The organism is Terracoccus sp. 273MFTsu3.1 (genome assembly GCF_000383675.1).
Classification (GTDB): domain Bacteria; phylum Actinomycetota; class Actinomycetes; order Actinomycetales; family Dermatophilaceae; genus Terrabacter.
Map to the genome: position 1 here is coordinate 375642 of NZ_KB911820.1, position 19936 is coordinate 395577.

At 70.5% G+C, this 19936-nt stretch carries 16 protein-coding genes; 11 read left to right on the plus strand and 5 right to left on the minus strand.

What is annotated here, in order from left to right; all coding sequences use genetic code 11:
- The first annotated feature begins 69 nt into the window (after positions 1-69).
- Positions 70-1908 (plus strand): hypothetical protein, encoded by a 1839-nt coding sequence (locus tag H283_RS0101710; RefSeq protein WP_156022911.1) that lies wholly within the window; start codon positions 70-72, stop codon positions 1906-1908.
- Here the strand turns inward: H283_RS0101710 and H283_RS0101715 are convergent.
- Positions 1905-2324 (minus strand): SRPBCC family protein, encoded by a 420-nt coding sequence (locus H283_RS0101715; RefSeq protein ID WP_020141781.1) that lies wholly within the window; start codon positions 2322-2324, stop codon positions 1905-1907. The two genes, H283_RS0101710 and H283_RS0101715, sit on opposite strands and share 4 nt — an antisense overlap.
- Before the next feature lie 33 nt (positions 2325-2357).
- Entirely contained in the window at positions 2358-2804 is a 447-nt protein-coding gene (locus tag H283_RS23675; protein ID WP_020141782.1) for a cupin domain-containing protein, read from the minus strand.
- A gap of 97 nt (positions 2805-2901) precedes the next feature.
- On the opposite strand from H283_RS23675, the gene H283_RS23680 reads away from it, so the two are divergent.
- The 5 genes from H283_RS23680 to H283_RS0101750 all read left to right on the plus strand — a co-directional run bounded on the left by H283_RS23680 (position 2902) and on the right by H283_RS0101750 (position 8477).
- Complete coding sequence (locus H283_RS23680) at positions 2902-4266, plus strand: NAD(P)/FAD-dependent oxidoreductase (RefSeq protein ID WP_020141783.1); 1365 nt, start codon at positions 2902-2904, stop codon at positions 4264-4266.
- A gap of 48 nt (positions 4267-4314) precedes the next feature.
- Entirely contained in the window at positions 4315-6636 is a 2322-nt protein-coding gene (locus tag H283_RS0101730; RefSeq protein ID WP_020141784.1) for a TIM-barrel domain-containing protein, read from the plus strand.
- 127 nt (positions 6637-6763) lie between these two features.
- Positions 6764-7732: a cation diffusion facilitator family transporter gene (locus tag H283_RS0101740; RefSeq protein ID WP_020141785.1), complete on the plus strand. Its 969-nt coding sequence runs from the start codon at positions 6764-6766 to the stop codon at positions 7730-7732.
- A gap of 53 nt (positions 7733-7785) precedes the next feature.
- Positions 7786-8106: a PadR family transcriptional regulator gene (locus H283_RS23685; RefSeq protein ID WP_231372205.1), complete on the plus strand. Its 321-nt coding sequence runs from the start codon at positions 7786-7788 to the stop codon at positions 8104-8106.
- Positions 8107-8150: 44 nt separating this feature from the next.
- Entirely contained in the window at positions 8151-8477 is a 327-nt protein-coding gene (locus H283_RS0101750; RefSeq protein ID WP_020141787.1) for a hypothetical protein, read from the plus strand.
- A gap of 490 nt (positions 8478-8967) precedes the next feature.
- Here H283_RS0101750 and H283_RS0101755 read toward each other — a convergent pair whose 3' ends face one another.
- A complete protein-coding gene (locus H283_RS0101755) occupies positions 8968-10422 on the minus strand; it encodes an HNH endonuclease signature motif containing protein (protein ID WP_020141788.1) in 1455 nt (484 codons plus the stop codon).
- A gap of 561 nt (positions 10423-10983) precedes the next feature.
- On the opposite strand from H283_RS0101755, the gene H283_RS0101760 reads away from it, so the two are divergent.
- A complete protein-coding gene (locus tag H283_RS0101760; protein WP_020141789.1) occupies positions 10984-12693 on the plus strand; it encodes a sialidase family protein in 1710 nt (569 codons plus the stop codon).
- 111 nt (positions 12694-12804) lie between these two features.
- On the opposite strand, the gene H283_RS0101765 is transcribed toward H283_RS0101760, so the two are convergent.
- Positions 12805-13833, minus strand: coding sequence for a LacI family DNA-binding transcriptional regulator (locus H283_RS0101765; RefSeq protein WP_043648152.1), 1029 nt, complete (start codon positions 13831-13833; stop codon positions 12805-12807).
- Positions 13834-14092: 259 nt separating this feature from the next.
- Between H283_RS0101765 and H283_RS0101770 the strand changes: the two genes are divergently transcribed.
- Genes H283_RS0101770 through H283_RS0101785 form a run of 4 tightly spaced genes read left to right on the plus strand, consistent with a single transcriptional unit; the run spans position 14093 to position 18267 of the window.
- Positions 14093-15388: a sugar ABC transporter substrate-binding protein gene (locus H283_RS0101770; protein WP_020141791.1), complete on the plus strand. Its 1296-nt coding sequence runs from the start codon at positions 14093-14095 to the stop codon at positions 15386-15388.
- 9 nt (positions 15389-15397) lie between these two features.
- Positions 15398-16336, plus strand: coding sequence for a carbohydrate ABC transporter permease (locus tag H283_RS0101775; protein ID WP_028785260.1), 939 nt, complete (start codon positions 15398-15400; stop codon positions 16334-16336).
- A complete protein-coding gene (locus tag H283_RS0101780; RefSeq protein ID WP_020141793.1) occupies positions 16333-17286 on the plus strand; it encodes an ABC transporter permease subunit in 954 nt (317 codons plus the stop codon). Before H283_RS0101775 ends, H283_RS0101780 begins: the two co-directional genes overlap by 4 nt.
- A 3-nt stretch (positions 17287-17289) precedes the next feature.
- Entirely contained in the window at positions 17290-18267 is a 978-nt protein-coding gene (locus H283_RS0101785) for a family 43 glycosylhydrolase (RefSeq protein ID WP_028785261.1), read from the plus strand.
- Between the two features lie 42 nt (positions 18268-18309).
- Here the strand turns inward: H283_RS0101785 and H283_RS0101790 are convergent, their stop codons facing one another.
- Positions 18310-19794 carry a DNA cytosine methyltransferase gene (locus H283_RS0101790; protein WP_020141795.1) on the minus strand — a complete coding sequence of 495 codons (1485 nt, stop codon included), beginning with the start codon at positions 19792-19794 and terminating at the stop codon, positions 18310-18312.
- Between the last annotated feature and the right edge of the window lie 142 nt (positions 19795-19936).

The window sequence follows — 19936 nt, forward strand, 5'->3', positions numbered from 1 at the left end:
CCGTCGATGCGCGATGATGCCCGGCGGGGAGGGCCATGAGGGGTGGCCGAGGGGGGCCGTGCTGTGACCGTGTGTTTCAACCCGCCGCCGGGGTGGCCGACGCCGCCTGCGACGTGGCTGCCGCCTGACGAGTGGCTGCCCGACCCCGAGTGGCCCGAGCCGCCGAGCGACTGGACCTTCTGGTCGGTGACCGCGTCGCAGCCCCGGGCCGGGTCCCGGCGTGCCGGGCGCGGGCATCTGGGCAGGGTGTCCTTCCCCGTCGCGACCGTGGCCGCACAGTCGACGGTGTCGCTCGCCGCCCTCTTCCCCGAGCGGGGTCGCCAGACCGCGGCGTCGGCATACGGCAGCTCGACCGGTGCGACCGCCGCACCGGCGACCAAGGCAGGCCGCGAGTACTACGAACCGCGCGGCTGGGGCGGCAGCTCGACTGTCGGCGCCGGTGCGTCCGCCGCCGGGTCGGTCCTCAACGGCTCTGCCCCAACGGCGCCCGGGCACCTTCTCGTGCAGACGGATCCGGTGATCGCCGACGCCGACACCGTGCGGGGTCCCGACGACGTGGCCGAAGATGCCGAGGAGGCCGGGGAGGCCGAGGAGGCCGAGATGACGCCGGGCATCCGGCTCTCACCGATCCTGCGGCTCGTCGCACACCCCTCCGGGCTACGCGTGCAGTTCCGGGTCGGAGGTCCGGTGGCCGCGGCGCTCGCCGAGGTCATGACGCCCGCCATCGAGGCGGCCACGCCCGGTCTCATCCCGACCGGGGGAGCGTCGTCGGGGCGCGCGGCCTCGGGCGGTCCCGACCGCGGGGGAAGCGGAAGGCGGCAGGGGCGGCAGGGCCGGCTGCGCCTGCTGAGGCGCGGCCGCCACGAGGCGAGCGACCTGCCGGCCGACACGTCCGCGGGTCGACGGGTCGGCGACCGCCCGGTGGCGCTCTCCGTCCGCGAGCTCGCGGGCCGGGCCCTCACGGCCCGTCGCGAGTCCGACCGAGAGGAGGCGCTCGCGGTCGACCGCGACCTGTGCTCCTTCCACCGTCAGCCGTTCAGCGCGATCCGGCCGCCGGTCGTGACGCCGCTCGAGCCCCTGACCGCGTCCGAGGTGGCCGCCGTCCGGCAGCAGGTTCTCGCCGCGGCCGGGGCGACGGCCAAGGGCCTCTCGCGCTCCGCGAGCACGGAGCTCAAGGCGCACGCCACGGAGCAGGCGGCTGCCTTCGTCAGCGCGAGCAACGTCGCACGTCGGGTCCTCGCCGATCGACGGGCGGCGCTCGCGTCGGGCGCGTGGCAGCTCCTCGAGTCCCACGACCCGGCGGCCGTCGTGGCCGTCGTCGACGAGGCCCTGCGCCTGTCGGGCAGCGACGTCACGTGCCTCGACGCCGGCACCGACCCCGTGACGGAACGCGCCTACGTCACCGTCCTCGTGCGCTTCGCGACCATCGGCATCGTCGCCGAGGAGGGCCGCGAGGCCGCCCCGTCGGGCCGCACGTCGTGGCGAGCGCGGACGGCCTGGGAGCGCAACGGGGTGTATGCCGCCGGGCTGGCCGCCGTCGTCCTCGCCGCCGCCAAGCACGTCGACAGCATCGCGCCGGCGACCGACGACGTGAACGTCGTCGTCGTGCGCCCGACCCGCAACGGCCGCGGCGTCGAGCCGGTCTACGTCGGGCGGCTCGACCGGGAGGACGTGTCGCTGCGCCATCCCGAGGCCGACCCGCTGCCGCTCGTCATCGGCTCGGCGGTGCCGCACGGCATCCGCATCCACGGTCCGGAGCGCGAGGTCACCGCGCTCGAGCACGCGGTCGACGTCGACGGGGCCCTGCGCGAGATCGTCGACGCGTGTCGGGCGGCGGACGCGCGGGCCGCTCGGCTCCGCGAGGCCGCCGGAGCCCGACCCGGTGGGTCCGTCCCTCCCGCGGGCTAGAGATCCTTCGCCGGGGATCCGTCGGGCTGGAGGTCGCGCCGGACGAGGCGCCGCAGCGCGAGGGCCGCGACCGGCCGGTACCCGACGACCGCGAACGCCGGCCCGTCGATGACGAGCTCGGTCGTGCAGCCGCCCGGCGCGGGCCGCACGACGTGGTCGAGGGTGGCGTGCACGGGGCCGAGGCGCACGTGCCAGCTCCACTCCATCGCCTCGGCGTCGACGGCCAGCACCTCGAACGGGACGCGGACCCCGAGCGGGCCGACGACGAGCCCGTTGAGCCCGGCGGCGATGCGAGTGGTGGGCGCGATGACCTCCTGGATCTGCGGGGACCACGTCGACCAGAGGTCGAGGTGCTCGTAGCGCGCCCAGGCGACGGCAGGGTCGGCGCCGCCGCTGGCCGTGATCGTCGCGCGCATCGCTCAGCTCTCTCGTCGGTCAGGCATGGTCGCTCAGGTGCCGTCCGGTGCTGTCGGGTCTTGAACGGATGCCGGAGCGGGGGCCGGCCCGTCGACGTTGACCGTCGGCGTGCCCGAACCGCAGCGCACGATGACGGCCCGCGACGTGCCGTCGCCCGGGTTGGACTCGCGGTGCACGGCACCGGCCGGCACGCGGAGGAAGTCGCCGGGGCCGGCCTCGACGACGACCTCGCCGCCCGGGCCGGACTCGAGTCGCATCCGGCCCGAGACGACGTAGAGGGTCGTGTCGTGGTCGCCGTGGTGGTGCCACCCGGAGACGGCGCCCGCCTCGGTGTCGACGGTGCCCGACCACATCGACTCCGTGTGCAGGGCCACCTGCCGGCTCATCCCAGGCGTCGGGTCGGCCGGGCTGAGGGCGTCACCGGCCACGCGGCTGCACGGCTCGGCGGCGGCGGTCGGCAGGTCGGTGTGCTCGGTCATGCCCCCATCAAACCCCCACGGCTCTAGCCTTGTCGTGTCCGTGATCGTGTCCTGGTCCATGTCGGTGGTCGGGTCCGTCGGCGAGGTGAGGTGAGCTGTGGCAGCCGGTCGCTCGGGTCGGGTCGTCGTCGTCGGCGGCAGCATGGCCGGACTGCTCGCGGCGCGGGCGCTCGCCGACCACGCCGAGTCGGTCGTCGTGCTCGAGCGCGAGCACCTTCCCGAGACCGTCGGGCCGCGAGGCCGCGTGCCGCAGGGGCGGCACCTGCACCTGCTCCTGTCGGCGGGCCTCGACCTGCTCAGCGACTGGTTCCCCGGCATCGAGGAGGAGCTCGAGGGCCACGGGGCCGTGCGCGTCGACGGCACGGGCGCGTGGGTGCACCAGGGTGGCGCCTACCGTGCTCGCGGCGACTGGGGTCGTCCCGCCATCTCGCAGACGCGCCCCCTGCTCGAGCACGTCGTCCGCGCACGCGTCGCGGCGCTGCCCGGCGTCACCGTCGAGGACGGCGTGACCGTCGAGGGCGTGGTCCGGTCCGGGCGTCGCGTGACGGGTGTCGTCGTGGACGGTCAGGAACGGCCGGCCGACCTCGTCGTCGACTGCTCCGGGCGCAGCTCGCGCCTGGCGCACGACCTCGCGGAGTCGCACGTGCTCGACCCACCCGTCACCCGCGTCGGGATCGACATCGGCTACACGTCCTTCATGATGCGACGGTCGCCGCAGGACTTCGAGGGTCACTTCGTCGTGTGCATCGAGAACCCGGGCTCGTTCCGGGCCGGCGCCGTGCTGCCCGTCGAGGGCGAACGGTGGCAGGTGACGCTCGCCGGCGTCCACGGAGACGCACCGCCGGCGGACGACGAGGGCATCGCGGCGTTCGCGAGGACCCTCCCCTCCCCGGCGGTGGGCCAGCTCATCGCCCGGTGCGAGCGGCTCTCGGACGTCTCGACCTACCGCTTCCCGTCGAGCCAGCGACGGCACTACGAGAAGGTCCGCGACCTGCTCCCGGGGCTCGTCATGCTCGGGGACGCCTCGAGCAGCTTCGACCCGATCTACGGGCAGGGCATGACGTCATCGGCGCTCCAGGCAGCGGCGCTGGGCGAGGTTGCGTCGCGGGTGGGCGTCGGTTCGGACGACCTGCCGAAACGATTCCACCGCAAGGCATCCCGGATCATCGAGTCCCCGTGGCGCATCGCGGTCGGCGGCGACTTCGGCCACCCCGCAACCGAGGGTCCGCGGCCGCTCGGCACCGCCGAGGTCAACGGCTACCTCCAGCGCGTCATCCGCGCCTCGCACGTGTCGGTGCCTGTCGCGCGGTCGTTCGACCGGGTGCTCCAGCTCGCCGATCCGCCGACGTCGCTCGTCCACCCGGCACTCGTCGTGCGGGTGCTGCGCGAGTCCCGCCGCTCGCCCGTCGCGACCGGCGCGACGATCCACCACCCTCGCATCGGGCCGGCCCAGGTCGGCTGAGTCCGGGCGCGCGTCACGCGGCCGCCGCTTCTTTGACAGGGTGGACGCATGAGGACCGACCACTTCATCCGATTCGAGCGCGTCGACTCCGTCGAGGAGACGCCCCGCGGGCTGCTCGCCCGACTGCACGGGGAGCAGCTGCGCATCGACGCCGTGCGTCCCGACGTCGTGCGCGTCCAGCTGAGCCGCGGCGGTGTCTTCGACGATAAGCCGACGTATGCCGTGTGCGTCGACCCGCTGGAGGGTGACGTCACGTGGCGGGCCGAGCAGGTGGAGGGCGCGTGGCGGCTCGTCACCGACGACCTCGTCGTGACGCTGTGGCTCGAGCCGTTTCGGGTCGACGTGCACCGCACGGACGGGTCGGTCGTCATCGAGTCGACGCCGGACTCGGAGGGCCGCTACTGGTCCTACGCGACGCTCAACGACGCCTGGACGACGCGCCGCCGGATCGGTCGCGATGACGCGATCTTCGGCCTCGGCGAGAAGGGCGGCCACCACAACCGACGCGGCCGCGACTTCACGATGTGGAACACCGACGTCCTCAACGAGCACGCGACCGCGGAGTTCCGGGCCGGGCTCGACGCGGACGACCCGCGGGCCGACATGACGAGCGCCGAGTTCGACCCGTACTACGTGACGATCCCGTTCTTCTACCAGCGCGACGCCGCCACCGGTGCCGCGATGGGCTCGTTCGTCGACAACGGCTACCGCGGCGAGTACGAGTTCAGCCACGACGACGAGTACCGCGTCTCCTTCCACGGCGGCCAGTGGACGGAGTACGTCTTCGCCGGTCCCTCGATGGCGAGCATCCTCGAGCGCTACACGTGGCTCACCGGCCGGGCGTCGCTGCCTCCGATGTGGGCGCTCGGCTACCACCACTGCCGGTGGCACGCGTACAAGCAGAAGGATGTCGAGGTCATCGCCAAGCGCTACCGCGACGACGAGTTCCCTTGCGACGCCATCTGGCTCGACATCGACTACATGGACGGCTACCGCGTCTTCACGTGGGACGCGGAGCGCTACCCCGACCCCGCCGGCATGCTCAAGGGGCTGGCCAACCAGGGCTTCCGCACCATCTCGATCGTCGACCCGGGCGTCAAGCACGACCCCGGCTACGCGGTCTACGACGACGGGCTCGAGCAGGACGTCTTCTGCCGCACCGAGGGCGGCGACACGTACATCGGCCAGGTCTGGCCGGGCAACACCGTCTTCCCGGACTTCGCGACGGCGGAGGCGCGGTCGTGGTGGGGCGCGCTCAACGCCAAGCACGTGGAGTCGGGGCTGGCGGGCATCTGGAACGACATGAACGAGCCCGCGACGGGCGAGATCGCCCCGCAGGCGATGCTCTTCGACAAGGGGCGCGCCAAGCACGAGCGCTTCCACAACCAGTACGCCCTCCTCATGGCCATGGGGACCATCGAGGGACTGCGTGCGGCCCGTCCGGAGGCGCGGACGTTCATCCTGTCGCGCGCCGGGTTCGCCGGCATCCAGCGTTACGCCGCGAACTGGATGGGCGACAACCAGGCCCGTTGGGACCACCTGTGGGTCAGCATGCCGATGGCGTGCGGCTTCGGCCTGTCGGGCCAGCCCTTCGTCGGCGCCGACATCGGCGGCTTCCAGGGCGACACGAACCCGGAGCTCTTTCTGCGCTGGATGCAGATGGGCGTGCTGACTCCCTTCTGCCGCAACCACTCCGAGACGAACAACATCGACCAGTACCCGTGGTCGTTCGGCCCGGAGATCCACGACCTCGCCCGTGAGGCCGTGCGGCTGCGCTACCGGCTCATGCCCTACATCTACTCGGCGTTCGTCCGGGCGACGGAGACCGGTGAGCCGGTGCAGCGCCCGCTCGTCCTCGACTACCAGGGGGACCCTGCCGTCGTCGACCTCGACGACCAGTACCTCTTCGGCCGCGACCTGCTCGTCGCGCCCGTGACGGAGCAGGGACAGACGTCGCGCACCGTCTACCTCCCCGAGGGTGACTGGTACGACTGGTACACCGGGGAGCTGCACCCGGGCGGCCAGCGGATCACCGTCGAGACGCCGCTCGAGCGCCTGCCGCTCTTCGCCCGTGCCGGTGCCGCGATCCCGATGTGGGCCGAGGCGCCCACGTCGACCGACGGCTACCGCCCCGAGTCGGTCGAGCTGCACGTCTTCGACCCCGTCGTCGACGGCCGCTGGGAGTCCGTGCTCGTCGAGGACGACGGGCTGACCGTCTCGGGCGGTGACGGTGCGGGTGACGCCGAGCGCCTCACGACGACCGTCGTCGTCGAGCGGGCCGCTGGAGAGGTGACCGTCGCGCACGAGACCGCCGGCCCCGGGTATGCCGGTCACGCGCGCACCCGCTTCGACGTCGTGCGCCACAGCTGAGTCGAGCGGGGCCGTGCCGTCGGCTGGGACTGCAGCGAACGGCATACGCCCCCATCGGGTATGCCGTCGGGGCAGTCCGCTCGAGCGCCCCTTGAGTGGGTGACCCCCGAACGGAAGACTGACGAGCATGGCTGACACGGCGGAGCCCGAGCAGGGCCAGAAGAGCGAGAGTCTGCTCACCGTCATCATCGCGCTGGCGATGAACGCCCTGATCGCCGTGGCGAAGTCGGTCGTCGCGATCATCACCGGGTCGGCGTCGATGGTCGCCGAGGCCGCCCACTCGTGGGCGGACGCCGGCAACGAGATCTTCCTGCTCATCGCCGAGCGTCGCGCGGGTCAGAAGCGCGACACGACGCACCCCTTCGGCTACGGGCGCGAGGCGTACGTGTGGTCGATGTTCGCGGCGTTCGGACTCTTCGGCGCCGGTGCGGTCGTGTCGGTCTGGCACGGCATCTCGGTGCTCGGGCACGAGGAGCCGGAGACGTCGTACACGTGGGCGTATGCCGTGCTCGCCATCGCCTTCGTGCTCGAGAGCGTCTCGTTCGTCCAGGCGACACGGCAGACGCGGTCCGAGGCGCGAGCCCTCGGCCTCCGGCCGCTGAAGTTCATCGCCAACACGTCGAACCCGACGCTGCGGGCGGTCTTCGCCGAGGACGCCGCGGCGCTCATCGGGCTCCTCATCGCGGGGCTCGGGATCTTCCTGCACCAGGTCACGGGCAACGCCGTCTGGGACGCGCTCGGCTCGATCCTCGTCGGCCTGCTGCTCGGCGTCGTCGCGATCTTCCTCATCGGCCGCAACCGTGACTACCTCGTCGGGCAGGCCGTGCGGCCGGAGCTGTGGGCGCGGGCGTTCGACGCCCTACACGACAGCTCCGAGGTCGAGCGGATCACCTTCCTGCACCTCGAGTTCGTCGGGCCGGGTCGGGTCTTCCTCGTCGCCGCCGTGGACCTCACGGGCGACGACACGGAGTCCCAGGTGGCCGACCGGCTCGCGGCGCTCGGTCACGAGGTCGAGAAGCACGAGCTCGTGGAGCTCGCGATGATCACGCTGTCGCGGACGGACGCACCGAGCCTCGAACGGCCGGCGGTCGCGTGAACCGTGGGCGCGAGGGGCTTGTCGCCACCGCCGACCCTAGGTAGAGTACGACCATGCCTCCGCGCATGACCATCGCCACCCGGTTGGTCCTCGGCGTCCTGATGAGCGACCTGGGGGCAGAGTGGTACGGCTCGCAGATCGGCAAGGTCGCGGGTCTCCCGAGTGGGACGGTCCACCCGATCCTCGCGCGCCTCGAGCGCGTGGGCTGGCTGGAGTCCTCCTGGGAGGACATCGACCCGAGCCAGGAGGGTCGGCCGGCGCGCAGGTACTACCGCCTGACGGAGTCGGGCGGCAGACAGGCGCAGCAGGCCCTGACGGCTGCGCGTCGACCGCAGTTCGGTTTTGCCGTGATGCCCGAGGAGGGGTGGTCATGAGAAGGAAGCAGCAGCGGGGATCGATCAGGTTTGCCGTGGCGGCAATGGAGCGTGCGACGAACGGTCTGCCCTCCGAGGCCCGCAACCGCTACCACGACGAGCTCGTCGCCGAGATGCACGACCTCGGACGCGTCGCCGCGTGGCGCTACGCGGTCGGGGTGGCGGCGTCGGCATCGTCGATGCACGCGGCCCTGACCGACGGAGGCCCGCAGCCCGAGCCCGCGCCCCACCGCGTCCTCGGCTGTCGCACCAACACGCACCATGTGTGGAAGACGACCCACACCCCGGACGGCGAACTCTACCGGGCCTGCGCCCGGTGCGGCAAGGAGTACGTGAGCACGGGCAACGCCTGGTTCCTCGGCAGCGCCTGAGCGACCGGGCTCGTGGCGCGCGCAGGTGACCCCGCCACGGTCGGCGGGGTGCGGGGCGCGATCGTCAGGTGTGCCGGGTGACGCTCGTGGTGGTCACCGTCGCGTGAGGTCGCGCTCGTGGCGCGCGCAGGTGACCCCGCCCCGGTCGGCGGGGTGCGGGGCGCGATCGTCAGGTGTGCCGGGTGACGCTCGTGGTGGTCACCGTCGCGTGAGGTCGCGCTCGTGGCGCGCGCAGGTGACCCCGCCCCGGGTGGGCGGGGTGCGGGGCGCGGTCGTCTGGTGTGCCGGGTGACGCCGGTGGTGGTCACCGTCGGCGTGAGGTCGCGCTCGTGGCGCGCGCGCAGGTGGCCCCGCCCGGGGTGGGCGGGGTGCGGGGCGCGGTCGTCTGGTGTGCCGGGTGACGCCGGTGGTGGTCACCGTCGGCGTGAGGTCGCGCTCGTGGCGCGCGCAGGTGCCCCCGCCACGGTCGGCGGGGTGCGGGGCGCGGTCGTCAGGTGTGCCAGATGACGCCGGTGGTGGTGACCGTGGCCGTGAGGTCCCGGTCGTGGACCTCGGTGTGGTGCTTCGGGCAGAGCAGGGCCCCGTTGGCGACGGAGGTGGCGCCGCCGTGTCGCCAGTGCACGACGTGGTGGGCGTCGCACCAGGTAGCGGGCACCGTGCACCCGTCGAAGCTGCAGCCCTGGTCGCGGGCGGTGAGGGCCAGGCGCTGACCTCGGGTGAAGAGGCGCTGACTGCGCCCCACGTCGAGCGGCTCGCTGTCACGGCCGAGCACCATGGGGACGATCTCGGCGTCGCAGGCCATCCGGCGCACGACGCCGGGCGACAGGACGTCGCCGGTCAGTGTCGTGCCGGTGCCGCGGACGTCGTCGACGAGGGTCTCGAGGTCGATGAGGACGACGACCTTGGCCTTGTCGGTGGTCGGGACCCCGTCTGCCGAGGCGACCCCGCGCTGCACCATCGTCAGCAGGGCATCCATCCGGCGTCGCGCGGGAGTCCGGTCGTCGGGCGTGACCGTGTGGCCGTGCTCGTCCTTCTCGGGGCAGGGGATCGACAGCGGGTCGATCGCGGCCTTGAGCACGGCGGCGCCCTCGGGGTCGAGCACCCCGCGCAGACCCACCATGCCCGTGGCGTTGGGCGGCGTGAACCACAACCCCCGGGCCTCGCGCCGGCCACGGTCGAGCCGGTCCTCGTCGCGGGGTGGTCGGACCTGCTCGGTGTGGTGCCGGACGAGCCGTGCGAGCTCCTCGGGACGCAGCCGCGGTGCCTGCTCGGTGAGGTCGGCCAGCGTGGTCGTGAGGTCGTCGGGGTCGGCGACCGGGCTCGTGCGCGCATCGAACTCGACGATCTGCGCGGCGTTGCCGACCGTGACCTGCTGGGTGGCGACGAGCAGCCGCAGCCGCGCCCACCGCGACTCGGCGAGGGCGGTGCCGACGGTGACGAACGCCTTGGCCTGCCCGGCGGTCAGCGACGGATCGTGGCGGCGCAGCCAGTCGGTGCGCGACAGACCGTCGGGGGCCTCGATGCCGCGTGACACGAGCTCGGAGACGATCGTGACGAGGGTGACCTCGTGCGTGCGTCGTTGCCGGGCCACCCGCTCGGCGGCGGCGGTCAGCTCGGCCTCGGCGTGGCGGGTCAGGCCCAACCCGGCAGAGGCCTCGACGACGATCGCCTCGTCGAACCTCGACGATCCTGCGGTGCCAGTCTGCCCAAAGCCGTGTGCCGAGCCGGCGCCGTGCGCCGAGCCGGCGCCGTGCGCCGAGCCCGTCGCCCCCGGCGACCCCGGCGACCCGGTGGTCACGGCACCCGCGGCCGCATTCGCCCGGGCACGCAGCGAGGTCGACTCGACCCACGCCGGGTCGTCGACCATCTGCGCGTAGTCGGACGCGTCGAGCCACCTCGGGTGCCGCAGGTCCACGTGCTCGAGCGAGTCCGCCGCGGTGTCCACCAGACCAGACCACGGGCCCGTGACCCCCGGCTCCGGACGAGCACCAGGTGCTGCCCGTCGTGCCCAGGAGACCGACCGACCCGCAGGCGTAACGGCCTCGGCCGAGGGTGACGGCGTCCGAGCTGCGAAGCGCTCCCAGAACCCGCCCTTGGCCACCCCACCCGTGGCGCGCTGTCGCGCCTCGAGGTCGGTGAGCCGGCTCCTCAGGAGCTCGAGCGTCGTGGGATCCCCTGCCATGTAACGACTTTAGACGCGACCACCGACAGTGCTTCGACCCCGCGCGAGCCATGGAGGAAGGCCGGACCCAGCCCCGGGACTGTCCTGCAACCACAGCGCCCACCCAGCCACAACCCAGCCGTCGACCAGCCGTCCACCAGTGCGCGTCCAGCGGTTGCCCAGCCGCGACGCGGCCCGCGCTCGCCTGCCGCCCGCAGGCACACGGCATACGCAATCGCCTGTGTCTCAACGAAACTCGCGTTCGGCCACGACGGCGCTCGCCCGGGAGTACCGTCCGAAGGTCGGGGGATCGTCACCGTTCACGAGACCTTGGAGAGGTGCACCATGGGCAACACCCGTCGGCGGAGGGTGGCCGTGCTGGCCAGTCTCGGCCTCGTCTCCTTCGCGTTCACGGCGGTGCCGGCCATCGGGCCGGCGAGTGCGGCGCCGCCGGGACACGCCCACGCCTCCCCGCACCTCAAGCACGCCCAGCCGCTACGGGTCAACGAGCTGCTCGACGGCCGCGACGAGGACAACGGCGCGCCCGAGCCCACGATCTCGGCGCTGTGCCAGAGCTTCCTCGGGGCGCCGAACCCCTACGCCAACCCAGCGCCGAACGTCGACGCGATCGTCGGCGACTCGATCGTGCAGGTCGGCTCGCAGGCGGGCTGCGCGGCCGCGCAGAACGAGACGACGGTGGCCGTCGACCCGGCCAACCCGCGTCACCTCGTGGCCGGCGCCAACGACTACCGCCTCTTCAACTCCCGTGAGGCACGCAACGACTCCTACGGCTTCGCCTACACCTCGCTCGACGGCGGGGCGACGTGGACGAACGTCGCGCTGCCGCACCTGACCTTCCAGACAGGCGCCACGGGCGCGCTGTCCGACATGGACGCGGCCGGTGACCCGGCGATCGCCTTCGGGCGCAACAACACCGTCTACTACGCCAACATCGCCTTCAGCCGCCTCAACGACGGCAGCGCGATCACCGTCAACGTCTCGCACGACGGCGGCTTCACGTGGAGCGAGCCGACGATCCTGGCGCTCGACGGTGCCGACGCGAACGGCAACCCGGTGCCCACCGACTTCTTCAACGACAAGGAGTGGGTCGGCGTCGACCAGAACAGCGGCGCGGCCTACGTGTCGTGGACCCGCTTCGGACCGAGCGGCTCACCGATCGTCGTGACCAAGTCAATCGACGGCGGGACCACGTGGAGCGCGCCCACCTCGGTGACGCCGGCCTTCACACCGGGCGGCGTCACGCCCTTCGACCAGGGCTCGTTCCCGCTCGTGGGCTCCGACGGTGCCGTCTACATCGCCTACGAGGGCGCGGTCTGCCAGACCCTCGCGTGCGACCAGGCCACCGACCACGACGCCGTCATCGTCGCGAAGTCGACCAACGGCGGGGCGAGCTTCGCCAGTCGCGAGGTGTCGGCCGACTTCGACTTCCCGTTCAACGCCGACGTGGGCAGCCCGACGCTGACGGGCGAGAACTTCCGGATCAACAGCTACCCGTCGATGGCCATCGACCGGACGAACAACCGCCTCTACGTCACGTGGGCGGACGACCGGAACGGCTCCTACGACAGCTCCGGCCAGTCGACGAAGACCAACGGTGACGTCTTCGTCGCGACCTCGGGCAACGGGGTGCAGTGGCAGGCGCCGGTGCGGCTCGGGTCGTCGGCGGACGAGGTCTTCCCGGCCGTCGCCGCCTACAACGGACGGGTGGCCGTCTCGACGTACACCCGGTCGTTCGACACCGGCGGCATCGGCCTCGACGTCGTCATGAACGGCGCGACCGGCATCGGCAACATCAAGAAGTCGCCGACGGTGCGCGTCACGACGCAGACGAGCAACCCGCAGGTGCAGTTCGTGACCGTCGGTGCCGTCTCGGGCCAGGTGCTGCAGGGCGCGTTCATCGGTGACTACACGAGCATCGCGATGGGCAGCGACCTCGTCGCCCACCCGGTGTGGACCGACTTCCGCGGCAACCCGACGCTCACCGGGTCGACGCCGAACCAGGAGGTCTACAGCGCGTCGATGCCAGTGCGGTGAGGGAGACGTTGAGAGGGCACTGAGACGGCGCTGACGCGCTGATGGCGAATGCCGGTGGGCGGGTCCGTCCCCGCCCACCGGTGCGTCCGGGGACGGAGTGATCGGCCGACGTCAGGTCAGTGAGCGGATCGAGCCGCGCACCTGCAGGGGCATCTGGACGAGGTGCTCGCCGGGCGTCGGGTCGGGGTCGAGCAGCAGCTCCAGGGCGCGCCGTCCCATCTCGAGGTAGGGCAGGCGAGCCGTGGTGAGGCCGGGCCGCAGGTAGGCGGCGATCTGGTCGTCGTCGAACGAGGCGATCGAGAGGTCGTCGGGGACGCGAAGCCCCTTCTCCTGCATGGCCTGCTGGGCGCCGAATGCGACACGGTCGTTGAGGCAGAGCAGGGCGGTCACCGGGGCGCCGGAGTCGAGCACGGCCTTGGCGCCGTCGTAGCCGTTCCACGGCTCCCACTCCTCGATGTCGGCGACCGCGGCGGGCGTCACCCCGGCCTCGTCGAGGGCACGGTGGATGCCATCGAAGCGGCGGCCGATCGTGACGGAGATGCGGGGCGTGGTGCGGGCGACGGGAGCGTTGCCGATGATGGCGATCCCGTCGCGGTGGCCGGCGTCGAGCAGGTGGCGGGTGACGGCGTACCCGGCCTCCTCCTCGGACGGCAGGACGGCGACGGGGATGTCGGGGTTGACGCAGTTGACGGTGACGGCGCGCATGCCCTCCGGCAGCGGCGGGAGGTCGATGAGCCGGGCCGAGAGGGCGCCGAAGATGAGCCCGTCGACCTGCCGGTCGGCCATCGCCTCCATCGCCTTGCCCAGCTGCTTGGGGTGGTTGAAGGTCTCGGCGATGAGCACGCCGCGATCGCTCTCGTCGGCGGCGTCGAGCAGGCCGCGGATCATCGCGGAGGCGAAGCGGGTGACCGTGACGTCGTCGGAGATGAAGCCGACGGTGCCGGTCGTGCCGAGGCGCAGCGAGCGGGCCTGGGCGTTGGGGCGGTAGTTGAGGTCGCGGGCCGCCTCATGGATGCGCGCTACGGCGTCGGCCGACAGGCGCGATCCTGGGCGATTGTTGAGCACGAGGCTCACGGCCGTCTTGGACAGTCCTGCTCGCGCAGCGACATCGGCGAGCGTCGGTCGCTTCGTCACAGCCATCCCCTTCGTCGCCGCCTCGCCGCCTCGTCGCGTCGGTGCGGGTGCCGCGCCGGTCCGCATGTCGCACGAGTGCGTATGCCGTGTGGCCCACGTCCAGCGGCGCCCGCCGTCAGCGTACCCCACGGTAGGTCTATGGCGAACGCATATCCGCTGGTGAAAAGGTTTTAGCAGGGTCTTGTGCTGTCCTGTCCAGAGGGTCTACATTCCGGTGCTGAAAGGTTTTAGCACTGACGCTGACCTTCCCACCACGGAGGAACCGATGAAGCTCACCCCCACCACCAAGCGCGTCGCCGTCGGCCTGCTCGCCGCGGCGTTGCCCCTCTCCATGGCCGCCTGCACCAAGGGCGGCAGCTCCAGCTCCGGCGGCGCCGGTGGCGAGCTGACGATGTGGACGCACAACGCCGGCAACAAGGCCGAGCTCGCGGCGATCACGAAGATCGTCGACGACTACAACGCGAGCCAGCAGAAGTACAAGGTCAAGATCCAGGCCTTCCCGCAGGACAGCTACAACCAGTCCGTCGTCGCGGCGGCCGCCTCCAAGAAGCTGCCGTGCATCCTCGACATCGACGGCCCGAACGTGCCGAACTGGGCGTGGGCCGGCTACCTGGCGCCGCTCGACGGCCTCGACGCCACGCTCTCGAAGTACCTCCCGACGGTGCTCGGCAAGTGGGACAACAAGACGTACTCCTACGGCTACTACGACGTCGCGCTCGTCATGGTCACGCGCAAGACGATCCTCGACAAGTACGGCATCCGCGTCCCGACCACCGACTCCCCGTGGACGAAGGACGAGTTCGACGCGGCGCTGACGAAGATCAAGGCGTCCGGCGACTTCCAGAACCCGCTCGACATCGCGACGAGCTTCACCGGCGAGTGGTGGCCCTACGCGTACTCCCCGATGCTCCAGAGCTTCGGCGGCGACCTCATCAACCGCGATGGCTACAAGACCGCCGAGGGCTCGCTCAACGGGCCCAAGGCCGTCGAGTGGGCGACGTGGTTCCGCAGCCTCGTCACCGACGGGCTCGTGCCGCTCAAGTCCGGCGCCGACCCGGCCAAGGACTTCATCAACGGCAAGTCCGCGATCCTCTACAACGGCACGTGGACGGCGGTCGACACCCGCAAGGCCTTCGGCAAGGACACCCTCTTCCTCCCGCCGCCGGACCTCGGCACCGGCCCGAAGATCGGTGGCGGGTCCTGGCAGTGGGGCATCTCGCAGAACTGTGCCGACCAGGCCGGCGCGCTCGACTACATGAAGTTCGCGGCGCAGGACAAGTACGTCGCGAGCGTCGCCCGGGACACGAACAACATCCCGGCGACGGACGCCGCGGCCGCGCAGGTGAAGGGCTACGAGAAGGGCGGGGAGAACGAGATCTTCCTCGACTACGCGAAGAAGTTCGCCGTGCTGCGACCCGTGACCCCCGGCTACCCGTTCATCGCGACGGAGTTCACGAAGACCGCGCAGGACATCCTCAACGGCGCCGACCCCAAGCAGGCGCTCGACCAGGCCGTCAAGAACATCGACGCCAACCAGAAGTCCAACGGCTACTTCCAGTGAGTGACTGACATGTCCACCATCACCGCTGCCGAGAACGCGTCGGCGACCACGCTTCGGGAGCGCAAGCCGGCCAAGGGCTCCCGCTCATCGACCACGACGGCACTGCTCATGCTGCTGCCGGCGGCGGTCCTGCTCATCACCTTCCTGCTCATCCCGATCGGGCTGACGTTCGGGCTGGCGTTCACCAACGCCCGGCTCATCTCGCCACGGCCGGCCGAGTTCATCGGCACCGACAACTTCGTCCGCCTCTTCCAGGACGAGACGTTCTGGAAGTCGCTGCGCAACACGATCGTCTTCGCCGTGGTCATCGTGCCGCTGCAGTCGGCGTGCGCCCTCGGGCTGGCGCTGCTCGTCAACGTCAAGATGCGCGGGGTCAACTTCTTCCGGACCGTGTACTTCCTGCCGGTCGTCACCTCGATGGTCGTCGTGTCGATGCTGTGGCTGTTCATGTACCAGAAGAACGGGCTCATCAACGAGGTGCTGCTCAAGTTCGGGATCGTCGGGCCGGACTGGCTCGGCGACCCGAAGACGGCGCTGCTCGCGATCATCCTCATGTCGGCGTGGCAGGCGATGGGCTTCCACATGGTCATCTGGCTCTCCGGGCTGCAGACCATCCCCGCCGACCTCTACGAGGCGGCCGACCTCGACGGGGCCGACACCTGGCAGAAGTTCCGCTACGTCACGTGGCCGGGGCTGCGCGCGACCCGCACGTTCATCCTCATCACGATCACGATCTCGGCGTTCGCCCTGTTCACCCAGGTCAACATCATGACCCAGGGCGGACCCCTCGACTCGACGTCGACGCTCGTGCTCATGGCGGTGCGCACCGGCTTCCAGCAGCAGCAGACCGGCTACGCGTCGGCGATCTCGCTCGCCTTCTTCGTGCTCGTGCTGGCCGTGACGCTGCTCAACCGCTACGTCACCCGAGACAAGGACGTCGTCCGATGATCGCCACCCTCACCACCGGCACGAGCGGCACCGAGGGCCTGGCCCACGTCGCCGAGACCGCCGCCCCCGAGCAGCGCCGTGGCGGCGACCGGCCCCACCCGGCCCGGCACGCCCTCGGCCTGCTGCTCCGGATCGTGCTCTGCCTCGTCTTCGGTCTGCCGCTGGTCTTCATGGTCGTGTCGAGCTTCAAGCCCGACCTGCAGATCTTCGACGACCTCGGCAGCTTCAAGGCCTTCCTGCCGACCGGGGACATCTCGACGGACAACTACACCGGCGTCTTCGGGCGAGTGCCCTTCGCACAGTTCATGACGAACTCCGTCGTCATCACCGTCGTCACCGTGGTGCTGGGGATCGTCGTCAACTCGATGGCGGCCTTCGCCCTGTCGCGCATCGGCTTCCGCGGTGCGGGAGCGGTGCTCGGGATCATCCTCGCGACGCTCATCGTGCCCTTCGAGACGCTGGCGCTGCCGCTGCTGTGGTGGTCGAACCAGCTGCCCTTCCTCGGGCCGGACGGCATCTCGCAGGGCTGGCTCGACACCTACCAGGTGCAGATCATCCCGTTCATCGCCAACGCCTTCTCGATCTTCCTCTTCTACCAGTACTTCGACTCGATCCCGAAGGAGCTCGACGAGGCGGCGAAGGTCGACGGCGCCGGATGGTTCCGGATCTACCGGAGCATCGTCATGCCGCTGTCGGGGCCCGCGATCGCGACGGTCGCGATCCTCACCTTCCTGCCCATGTGGAATCAGTATCTCTGGCCGCTCATGGCGGTGCAGACCGAGGAGCTGCGGCCGGTCATGGTCGGCATCGACTACTTCAAGCAGCTCAACACCTCGTGGGGTCAGATCATGGCGTACGCCACGATGATCACCGCGCCGGTGCTCGTCCTGTTCGTCGCCTTCCAGCGGTCGTTCATCAACTCCATCGCCAGCTCTGGCGTGAAAGGCTGAATCGTGTTTCGTCTCCCCGAGGCGTGGGTGTGGGACTTCTGGCTCGTCGACGACGGATCGGACTATCACCTGTTCTTCCTGTACGCGTCGCGTGCTCTCAAGGATCCGCACGCGCGGCACTACCGGGCGTCGATCGGGCATGCGGTGTCTTCTGACCTGGTCCACTGGGAGCGGGTGGTGGATGCGCTCGTGCGGTCGGACGCGCCGGCGTTCGACGAGCTCGCGACGTGGACCGGGTCGGTCGTGCGGCACCCGGACGGGCGGTGGTTCATGTTCTACACCGGGGCCCGCCTCAACGAGCACGGCGCCAACGTGCAGTCCATCGGGTATGCCGTGTCGTCCGACCTCTACACGTGGGACAAGGCGCCCGGGCCGGTGCTCGAGGCGGACGGTCGCTGGTACGAGAAGTGGGCGCCGCCACCCGAGGGGAACTGGCACGACGAGGCGTTCCGTGACCCGTGGGTGGTGGCTGATCCGGACGGGGACGGGTGGCACATGCTGATCACGGCTCGTTCTGCTGTCGGGCCTGCTCACGATCCCTCGGATCGGGTGGACCGGGGGATCGTGGGGCACGCGTGGTCGGCGGACCTGGAGAACTGGGAGCTGCGGGAGCCGCTGTCTGAGCCTGGTGCTGGGTTCGGGCAGCTCGAGGTGTTCCAGACGCATGTGGTGGAAGGGAAGCAGGTGCTGCTCTTCAACTGCGCGGTGGGGGACATGCCCGAGGCGGCTCGGGCAGCCGGCATCACGGGTGGGGTGTGGATCGCGCCTGCCGAGTCGGTGCTGGGGCCGTATGACCTGGCCGGCGCTCAGGAGATCGACGACCCGTCGCTTTACGTCGGCAAGTTCATCGACGACCGCGAGACCGGCGAGACCAAGTTCCTCGCCTTCCGCAACGAGACCGGAGGCCAGTTCATCGGCGAAGTCACCGACCCGTGCACCGTCACATGGCGAGCCGGCCGAATGTCCTTCGCCACGGGCTAGCCGGGAAGTGCCTGTAGGTCAGAGTTTGGCTACCGCGCGTCGTCACTTCACGGAGACCCCTAGAAGGCCGGCGACGACCTCCGCCAACTTTAGTGCGAGATAAGGAGGCACGGCGTTCCCCACCTGGTGGTACTGCTGGGTTCTATTACCGCAGAAGAAGTAGTCGTCGGGGAATGTCTGCAGGCGGGCGGCCTCCCGCACTGTCAAGCTCCGCATCTGGCCGGGGTCTGGGTGGATGTAATAGTGGCCGTCCTTGGAGATGTGCGACGTGACTGTCGTGCTTGGGTTCTTCCACGCCTGCACCCGGAATCTGTCGGTGAAAGGAGCGTCTAGATTGCGCGCGTTGGCGTGGTTCGGGACGAGAGCCTCTGGAAGCTGGCCTAGCTTCACTGTCGTGCCCGTAGCCGCCTTTGCGGCGAGGTATGCGTACCTCATGAGATCACTGACCATGTGTCCCCGAGCCTCGTGCTGGACGATCGCTCCGATTCCCGCCTTTGTCAGCCATCTTTCGAGTTCACCGTCAGCATGCGCTGGGGCAGGCCCGCCGAGGGCCCACCCGGTTTCGGCGAGGCGGGGCCGGTGTCCCTTGGCTACGCCGGCCGTCCGAAGACCGGCTTCCCGAACCTCTCGCCACACGTTGAGGTCATCTTGGCGCGAGGGGCTGATGCGCGACCGTATGCGTGGCAGGTGCCCGATGGCCTGCTCGACGGTAGATGCAGTCGAGGGGTGAAGGATCTTGGAACGGGCCGCTGCGATGTCACTGCGTACCCCGAGCAGGATCACTCGGTGACGCCGTTGGGGCACGCCGTAGTCCTCGGCCCGGATGACGTAGTCGCCCGGCGTCAGGCCCGAAAACAGTGCGGAGCTGTCGTCGCTGACAACGAAGGAGCGGATCTCGTATCCGTCGCCTGCGCTTGCGAGGTCGTCCAAGATCATCGTGAAGAGGCGTTGTCCACGGTGCGTGTGCGAGAGCAGCCCTTTGACGTTCTCCATGACGAAGACCGGGGGGCGATGTGTCGTGATTATGTCCAGGTACTCCCTGAAGAGGAAATGCTTGACGTCGTCCTCGAAGTCCGGGTCGTGGGTGCGCCGTGCGCGTCCAACCAGTGAGTACGCCTGGCAAGGGGGTCCACCGATCAGGACCCACGGGCCTTCCTCGGCTGACCTGGTCCGAAGCGCTTCCCTGATGTGTGATGAGGCCTGTGTACGGTTTGTTGGTCCGAGCTCGAGCTCAAGCACCTCTTTGTGAGCGTGGTTGAGCGCCACCTGAGCGTCGCGTTCGGACGCGAAGTCCTCCCACGAACTATTCCCGCGCAGGAACGACTTGTATCGCGCCAGCGCTCGCTCAGAGTCGCGCAATCCCCGCACCGCCGCGCGCAACCGGAGTGTCCTGCACGCTACGGGGTCCATCTCGATGGATGCAGCTGTGGAGAACACGGCCTCGTCATCGCGACCGAGCAAGCTGCAGAAGCCCTCGTTCAGTCCGCCGGGTCCAGCGAAAAGGTCGATGACAGGAACAGGTTCCACTAGACCTCCAGAGTCAGAAGAAGGCTCGCCGGCTGGTTTCGAGCTGATGCCAGGTTACCAGGCTGGCCAGAGCGATGCTGGCGCCCGTCACATGGCGCCCCAACTCCGCCGCGAGATCGTCCTGCTCCAGCCAGCGGTGGTT

Coding starts and splice junctions, on each gene's coding strand:
- H283_RS0101715 (WP_020141781.1), bottom strand. CDS start 2,324: ATGCGCGCGACGATCACGGCCAGCGGCGGCGCCGACCCTGCCGTCGCC.
- H283_RS23675 (WP_020141782.1), bottom strand. CDS start 2,804: ATGACCGAGCACACCGACCTGCCGACCGCCGCCGCCGAGCCGTGCAGC.
- H283_RS0101730 (WP_020141784.1), top strand. CDS start 4,315: ATGAGGACCGACCACTTCATCCGATTCGAGCGCGTCGACTCCGTCGAG.
- H283_RS0101740 (WP_020141785.1), top strand. CDS start 6,764: ATGGCTGACACGGCGGAGCCCGAGCAGGGCCAGAAGAGCGAGAGTCTG.
- H283_RS23685 (WP_231372205.1), top strand. CDS start 7,786: ATGCCTCCGCGCATGACCATCGCCACCCGGTTGGTCCTCGGCGTCCTG.
- H283_RS0101750 (WP_020141787.1), top strand. CDS start 8,151: ATGGAGCGTGCGACGAACGGTCTGCCCTCCGAGGCCCGCAACCGCTAC.
- H283_RS0101760 (WP_020141789.1), top strand. CDS start 10,984: ATGGGCAACACCCGTCGGCGGAGGGTGGCCGTGCTGGCCAGTCTCGGC.
- H283_RS0101765 (WP_043648152.1), bottom strand. CDS start 13,833: ATGGCTGTGACGAAGCGACCGACGCTCGCCGATGTCGCTGCGCGAGCA.
- H283_RS0101770 (WP_020141791.1), top strand. CDS start 14,093: ATGAAGCTCACCCCCACCACCAAGCGCGTCGCCGTCGGCCTGCTCGCC.
- H283_RS0101775 (WP_028785260.1), top strand. CDS start 15,398: ATGTCCACCATCACCGCTGCCGAGAACGCGTCGGCGACCACGCTTCGG.
- H283_RS0101780 (WP_020141793.1), top strand. CDS start 16,333: ATGATCGCCACCCTCACCACCGGCACGAGCGGCACCGAGGGCCTGGCC.